The sequence below is a fragment of the Caulobacter sp. B11 genome, assembly GCF_002737765.1.
Taxonomy (GTDB): Bacteria; Pseudomonadota; Alphaproteobacteria; order Caulobacterales; family Caulobacteraceae; genus Caulobacter.
On sequence record NZ_PEGG01000213.1, the window covers coordinates 1 to 4,533 of the forward strand.

Annotated in this window: 3 protein-coding genes and 2 pseudogenes; all 5 read left to right on the forward strand. The window is 70.1% G+C overall.

The genetic code is table 11. The annotated features are described in order from the left end of the window. Positions 1-135: 135 nt before the first annotated feature. A pseudogene (locus tag CSW58_RS16225) lies at positions 136-915 on the forward strand (penicillin acylase family protein); the annotation flags it as partial. Positions 916-1,015: 100 nt separating this feature from the next. After that, positions 1,016-1,573 carry a penicillin acylase family protein gene (locus CSW58_RS16230; protein ID WP_369825142.1) on the forward strand — a complete coding sequence of 186 codons (558 nt, stop codon included), beginning with the start codon at positions 1,016-1,018 and terminating at the stop codon, positions 1,571-1,573. A gap of 162 nt (positions 1,574-1,735) precedes the next feature. Further along, on the forward strand, positions 1,736-2,533 hold the full coding sequence (locus tag CSW58_RS09350; protein WP_201721628.1) for an inositol monophosphatase family protein: 798 nt from the start codon (positions 1,736-1,738) through the stop codon (positions 2,531-2,533). A gap of 243 nt (positions 2,534-2,776) precedes the next feature. Next, positions 2,777-3,839: pseudogene (locus tag CSW58_RS09355) on the forward strand (glycerophosphodiester phosphodiesterase). A gap of 405 nt (positions 3,840-4,244) precedes the next feature. Next, complete coding sequence (locus tag CSW58_RS15225; protein WP_236627751.1) at positions 4,245-4,445, forward strand: hypothetical protein; 201 nt, start codon at positions 4,245-4,247, stop codon at positions 4,443-4,445. The last annotated feature ends 88 nt before the right edge of the window (positions 4,446-4,533 follow it).

A 4,533-nucleotide genomic window follows, 5' to 3' on the forward strand; every position in this document is an offset into this window, starting at 1 on the left:
CCCGGCCGAAAAGGGCCCGCCGCCCAAGGGCTCCAACGGCCTGGCCCTGGCCCCCTCGCGCAACGCCGACGGCGCCACCCGCCTGCTGTCAATTCGCACCAGCCCTATACCGGCCCGGTGGCCTGGTACGAGGCGGTGGTCGAAAGCGGCGAGGGCTGGCACGTGGCCGGCGGCTTCTTCCCGGAGCGCCGTTCATGCTGCATGGCCACAACGCCACCCTCGGCTGGGGCCAATACGGTTTCCAAGCCCGACCTGTTCGACGCCTATCGGCTGACGATCAATCCCGACAACAAGACCCAGTACCGGCTCGACGGCGGCTGGCGCGACCTCCAGCAGAGCAAGGTCACCCTGCGGGTCAAGCTGTGGGGGCCGATCGTGCTGCCGGTCACCCGCAAGGTGCTGCGCAGCGTCCATGGCCCGGCGCTGGAGACCGACCACGGAACCTTCGCCTTCCGCTATGCCGGCATGGGCGAATGGCGCCAGCCCCTGCAGTACTGGCGGCTGAACAAGGCTCGCGACCTGGCGCAATGGCGGGCCGGCATCGCCACCCACGCCCTGCCCAGCCTCAACTACATCTATGCCGACGCCGCCGGAAACATCGGCTTCGTCCATAACGGCCAGTATCCCAACCGGCCCGACAACGCCGGGATCGACTGGACGGGGGTTCTGCCGGGCGACCGCTCGGACCTGGTCTGGCGAGGCTATCGGCCGGTCGAGCAGATCCCCCAGCTGTGGAATCCGAAGTCCGGCTATGTGTTCAACTCCAACGCCACGCCGTTCCGGGCCAGCGATCCGGCCGATGACCTGAAATCCGCCGACTTCCCCGCCAGCCTGGGCCTGCAGACCAATGTCACCAACCGCGCCCTGCGGGTGGCCGAGCTGGTCGGGGCCGACCGAGCGATCACCGACGAGAGCTTCCGGCGCTACAAGTACGACCTGACCTATAGCGAGCGGTCCAGCGTCGTGGCCATGGTCACTCAGATGCTGGCGCTCGATCGCGCGCGGCGACGCCGACCTGGCGGCGGCCCAGACCGTTCTGCGCGGCTGGGACCGGCGGATGAACAAGGAGAGCCGGTCGGCCGCCCTGGTCGCGCTGATGACCCAGCCGATCCTGTTCGCCCGCACCAATGGCGACCCCGAGCCCGCGCCCATCGACAGCCTGCGGGCGGCCATCACCACCCTGAAGACCCATTTCGGCCGGCTCGACCCGACCTGGGGCGAGGTCAATCGCATCCGCCGGGGCCCGGTCGACCTGGCCATAGACGGGGCGGCCGATACCTATCGCTCGGTCTGGGGCGTGCCGCAGAAGGACGGCGCCATGACCGCCGACGGCGGCGACACCCTGATCATGTTCGTCACCTGGGACCGCGACGGCGTGCTGCGCTCCGACAGCATCCACCAGTTCGGCTCGGCCACCCAGGACGCCGCCTCGCCGCACTATGCCGATCAGACGCCGCTGTTCGCGGCCATGAAGACCCGGCCGGTGCTGTTCACGCAGGCCCAACTGAAAGGCCAGATCCGCGAGGACTACCGGCCCGGCCAGCGAGGCCGCCCGGGCGCGGGACGCGACTGACGCTGGGGCACGGGCGGGGCGAAGGATTCGCTCCGCCTTGCTTTCGAGGGGCCCCGCGTCTAGGTTCCGCGGCCAAATTCCCCGCTCTTTCACACCGTCGACGTACCGCTCCGCCACCGCTTTCGCCGGTCGGCGTCGATGGCCCCCTAGGATCGACCGCCCGTGGCCACGCCTTCCGCCCTCCTGAACGTGATGATCGACGCCGCCCGCAAGGCCGCCCGTGGCCTGGCCCGCGACTTCGGCGAAGTGGCCGAGCTGCAGGTGTCCAAGAAGGGGGCCGGCGACTTCGTCACCAATGCCGACCTCAAGGCCGAGCAGACGATCTTCGAACTGCTCAACAAGGCCCGCCCCGGCTACAGCTTCCACGGCGAGGAACGCGGCCTGATCGAGGGCACCGACAAGACCCACACCTGGATCGTCGATCCGCTGGACGGCACCACCAACTTCCTGCACGCCATCCCGCACTTCGCCGTCAACATCGCCCTGCAGCGCGAGGGCGAGGTGGTGGCCGGCGTCACCTTCAACCCGATCACCAATGACCTGTTCTGGGTCGAAAAGGGCAAGGGCGCCTTCCTGGGCGCCGAAAAGCGCCTGCGCGTCGCCGCCCGCAAGCATCTGGACGAGGCCGTCCTGGCCACCGGCGTGCCGTTCATCGGCAAGCCCGGCCACGGCCAGTTCCTCAAGGAGCTGCACCAGATCAGCCAGAAGGTCGCCGGCGTGCGCCGCTTCGGCGCCGCTTCGCTCGACCTGGCCTGGGTCGCGGCCGGTCGCTTCGACGGCTACTGGGAACGCAACCTGAAACCCTGGGACGTCGCGGCCGGCGTGCTGATGGTCCAGGAATCGGGCGGCAAGGTCACCAGCATCGAAGAACACGGCAACCCCGTCGACGGCGCCTCGATCCTGGCCTGCAACCAGGAACTGCACCCGCTGGTGCTGGAAAAGCTGCACGCGGCTCAGTAGAGCGGGCGGGCAACGGCGCCGCTTTCATACTGGCCTCGATAGTTTACCCGCCTTCCCGGCGAAGGCCGGGACCCAGATCCCTTGGCGGAGGGGCGGTCTGGAATAGCGCCGAGCTCCTGGAGCCCACCTCAAAGCCATTCCATCTGGGTCCCGGCCTTCGCCGGGAAGAGCGGAGAGAAGGGTTGCGAGGCCAAGCGCTCGCCCACTAGCCAAACCGTCACATCCGCGCGCTAAATCGCGGCCATGACCCTGCTGACCCGACGCGCCCTGACCACCGCCGCCCTGGCCGGAACCTTCCTGCCCGGCTTCGCCCGCGCCCAGAGCAAAAAGCCGATCGTCATCGCCCATCGCGGGGCCAGCGGCGAGCGGCCCGAGCACACGGCCCTGGCCTATGATCTGGCCATCGACCAGGGCTGCGACTTCATCGAGCCCGACCTGGTGGTCACCCGGGACGGCCATCTGGTGGCCCGGCACGAGAACGAGATCGGCGAGACCACCGATGTGGCCGCCCATCCCGCTTTCGCCGCCCGCAAGGCCACCAAGGTCATCGACGGCGAAAGCCTGACCGGCTGGTTCACCGAAGACTTCACCCTGGCCGAGCTCAAAACCCTGCGGGCCCGCGAGCGCCTGCCGCAGCTGCGCGGCACGGCCTTTGACGGCCAGGCCCAGATCCTGACCTTCGACGAGGTCGTGGCCATCGCCCGGGCCGGCTCCAGGCGCGCGGGCCGGACGATCGGCGTCTATCCCGAGATGAAGCATCCCAGCTATTTCGCCTCGGTCGGCCTGCCGATCGAAGGCCGGATGCTCGACGCCCTCAAGCGCAATGACCTCAACTCGGCCACCGCTCCGGTCTTCGTGCAGTGTTTCGAGGTCGGGCCGCTGAAGACCCTGCGCCCGCAGACCCGCGCCAGGCTGGTGCTGCTGGCCGACGCCGAGGGCGGGCCGGCCGACCTGAAGGGCGTCACCTATGCCGAGCTGCTGACCGCCGATGGCCTCAAGGGCGTAGCGGCCTATGCCGACGGGCTGGGGCCCCATCAGGCCCTGGTCGTACCGCGCGCCGAAACCCTGCTGCCGGCCACCAACCTGGTCCGCGACGCTCACGCCGCCGGCCTGCAGGTGCATCCCTGGACGGTGCGCGCCGAGAACTACTTCCTGCCCGCCGGCCTGCGCCGGGGCGACGCCACGGCGGCCGACTATCTGGCCCGGCACGGCGATGTGACGCCGCTGCTCAAGGCCCTGTACGCGGCCGGCGTCGACGGCGTGTTCAGCGACTTCCCCGGGCCTGGCGGTCGCGGCGAGGGGCTGAGCCCCCTTGCGGCGCCCACGGGCGCGGTGAACAGTGCGCCATCGATGGTTCCGAGGCGTCTCATGATCACCCGTCTGGCCGGCCTGGCCGCCGCCCTGCTGCTCGGGGCCGCCGCGCCCGCCCTCGCCGATCCCAAGGCCTCCCCGATGGACGTCATCGCCCAGGACTTCGTCCGCCTGACCCTGGAGGCGGCGAGCGCGAGCCCGGCTATGTCGACGCCTATATTACGGCCCGCCGGCCTGGGCGGAGGCCGCCAAGGCGCGCGCCGCGCACTGTGCCGCAGCTGCGGGCCGAGGCGACCGCCTGGCCGCCGCCCTCAAGGCCGTCACCCCGGGCTCGCCCGACGAGACCCGCCGCCGCGCCTTCCTGCAGGGCCAGGTCAAGGCCGCCCAGACCCGGCTGGCCATGCTGGAGGGCGTCAAGTTCAGCTTCCAGGACGAGGCCGAGGGCCTGTTCGGGGTGCGGCCGCCGATCAAGCCGCTCGAGAGCTTCGATCCCGTCCTGGCCCGCATCGACAAACTGGTCCCCGCCCGGCGACCTGGCCAGCCGGGTCGACGCGTTCCAGTCGAAATACGTCATCCCGAACCGACCGGCTGGACGCGGTGATGAAGGCCGGCATCGCCGCCTGCAAGCCCGAACGGCGGCCCATATCGCCCTGCCGAAGGACGAGCGCTTCGACCTGGCCTTCGTGACC